The 2,518-nt window shown below is 48.5% G+C and carries 3 protein-coding genes; all 3 read right to left on the reverse strand.

What is annotated here, in order from left to right; genetic code table 11:
- Nucleotides 1-76: 76 nt before the first annotated feature.
- A complete protein-coding gene (locus NTD86_RS09300; protein ID WP_262201911.1) occupies nt 77-1,060 on the reverse strand; it encodes a WD40/YVTN/BNR-like repeat-containing protein in 984 nt (327 codons plus the stop codon).
- Between the two features lie 6 nt (nt 1,061-1,066).
- Nucleotides 1,067-2,191 (reverse strand): hypothetical protein, encoded by a 1,125-nt coding sequence (locus NTD86_RS09305; RefSeq protein ID WP_262201913.1) that lies wholly within the window; start codon nt 2,189-2,191, stop codon nt 1,067-1,069.
- A gap of 3 nt (nt 2,192-2,194) precedes the next feature.
- Nucleotides 2,195-2,518 (reverse strand): DUF4150 domain-containing protein (locus NTD86_RS09310; RefSeq protein ID WP_262201914.1); only part of this gene is annotated, 324 nt, incomplete at its 5' end.

Consider the following 2,518-nt stretch of genomic DNA (forward strand, 5'->3'; position numbering starts at 1 on the left):
TCTGGCTTTTGATGGTGATAGCGCACCAGGGGGGCGCGAAGGGTTGCGCCTTGATGACGATAAGTTTCCTGTGTGGTCAGTTGTCGATATGTTTGAATTCTTCCCAAGTACTCCCATTGAAGCGTATTAACTTGTGCGCCGAAAGAGCCCAAAGCACGCCATCTGTTGAATCTATTGATGAAACGTCCTGGACCTTTATGGGTACTTTCTCTATTTTTAGGCCTGTCATTTTGTAAATGCCGTCGGTGGCGGCGATATATAGACTTCCATTGAATTCGGTGATTGCGTTGAAGTCTGAGTCTAGTTCCTTTCGAGTGATCATGCTGAAGCCATTTATGTGGTCGCCTGTGAGTATTGTTCCTTGGCTTCCAACCACCCATACGGTGTTTTTTTGGTCAATGTATATGGCGTGGAGGTCGGCGCCTGTAAGTTTTTTAAAATTTTTCCATGTGGTGCCATTGTAATGGGAAATGAAGCCGCTTGTTCCTACGACATATATGTTTTTTTTGTTGTTTCCGTTGATATCCAGGAGGCTAGTTGTTTGGTTTATGTATAGTTCTACTTGTCTCTCAAGTGTGAGTGCTTTAGATTCAAGGGGCGAGGGGTTGGGTTGGAGTATCTCTTGATCAATGTGCTCCCAGTCTATGGAGGTTTTCATGTAGACTTGGCATTGGTGTCCGCACACATAAAAAGATCCTTCTATATATCTTATTTTGTTGACGTAACCATAATGCTTACTTGTTGGTAGTAGTCCGGCATCTTTTATTTTTTCCACGGACGTTTTTTCTCTATTCAAAATCTCGATGTCTCCTTCCTCGCTTAATGAATATACGGTCCGTGGCTTATCGGCCGTTGCAGGTTGAAAGCAGGTAGAAATTACACGCCATTCGGGCCTGTCATGATAGAACCACTTATCCTTTGTTTCATGCTGGTAAAAAAACAGCCTTGAATACGGTTCATTTATGGAAAAGTCACTAAAGGAGCAAGACATGTAGTACATGTCTTTGTTAATGGCACATCCTGTGGTCATGACCATATTGTTTTTAATTTTTTCTTTCATGATGTCTTAGAAATCACCGTTTGATGGTTGTCCCAGTGAGCCTGGGGGAGCCTTACGTGATAGATTACCATTTTTGTCTGCACGTACTTTAAAGCTTGGGCCGAGATCATTAAACTCGTGATGCGCTCGAAGTTGAGCTTGTAATAATCCTTTTTTGCAACCTGTGAATTTTGAGGCTGCTGCGGCGCCTAGGGTTTCAAGCTCTAACAGGTTTGCAATGCCTGGAGGGTTTTTTGTAAGGCCAAGTGCTGTTTCAGCTTTGTCATAAAAATTATGAATTTTGATATGTTGGGCTGAATTTACGCAAATAACGAGACCATTCGCCTCTGATAACCCTCCGGGGATTTGATCTCGAATTTTATTTTCACGCCCGCCTAATCTGAAGGCGCGATCAGGTACAACGTGATGCCCGATTAAACCTTTTGCGCATTTGTTCGGTCGATAGGTGCGAAGTATGCATTTTTCATTCCCTAAAAATCTCCCGCCACTTCTTTCTGTTGGAGGGGGCGGGTTTATTGAATTTTTTCCAAGAGTACTCGTTGATCCTTCTGCTAATTCCTTACCCGTGTGCGCTCCAGCTTTGTTGATACCTTTTCCAACCAGTACCCCCCCTTTTAGCGCGTCGCCTGCAAAGGGTATCGCTGCGAGTGCTGATAGGCGAGCGTTTGCTAGATCCCCTTCTAAAGCAAAAAAAACCGCATTGATGAGGTCAGGAAATGCACCGAGTCCGGGCACGAAACCCAGTACATCTAGGCCGCCATGAACCCATGGGCTGGCGCTTTTCCACCAGCCTTGCTCCTCTTCGGTTTCAGCCTCTATTGGCGGATTGGCCTGTGTAGCCGGAACCGCTGCCGGGGCAGTTTCACCGACCACACGCCCTATTGTGTTGCCATTTGCGTTTGTACCGCCATGGCGACGCAGGGTCGGGTCGGGATAGTCGCGTAGTCCTAATTCGGGGGCTTTTTCCCGAAACGTCGCATACTCGGCGTAGCTCAGGTCACGCTGGAGTTCGAGTTGCTGGTCTTTCCAAATCTGTACGGTGACACCACCGCCACTCTCATAGGTTGCCCATTGCTTGCCGCCATAGTTCACGAAGGACTTGCTGATGTTGATCTCTAGGGGGTCGGCCATGTTCTAAACCCCGTTCATCCAGAATTTATCGTCATGGCGCACGATCAACTTGCCTTCGGCCCTCACGCTGCTGCTTTTTTCCAGCGGGTAGCATTTGCCGCCCACGGTGTTGCTCTTGATGCCCTTGGCTGCTCCGGCCTGGTCGCCCTTGGTGGTGGGCACCAGGCTCATGTCGTAGACCACCACGGGGTTACCGTTGGCGCGCACGGATTTGGCCACGCCGGTGGCGGTTTTCAGGTCGGCGGTGACCGGGTAGGGCACCGGTGGGATGGCGCCGCCCATTGGGGTCTTGCACACGTCAGGAACGAGGCTGACCACTTTCCATTG

Origin of the sequence: Pseudomonas sp. 7P_10.2_Bac1 (assembly GCF_025465935.1) — a bacterium.
In the GTDB taxonomy this organism is placed as follows: domain Bacteria; phylum Pseudomonadota; class Gammaproteobacteria; order Pseudomonadales; family Pseudomonadaceae; genus Aquipseudomonas.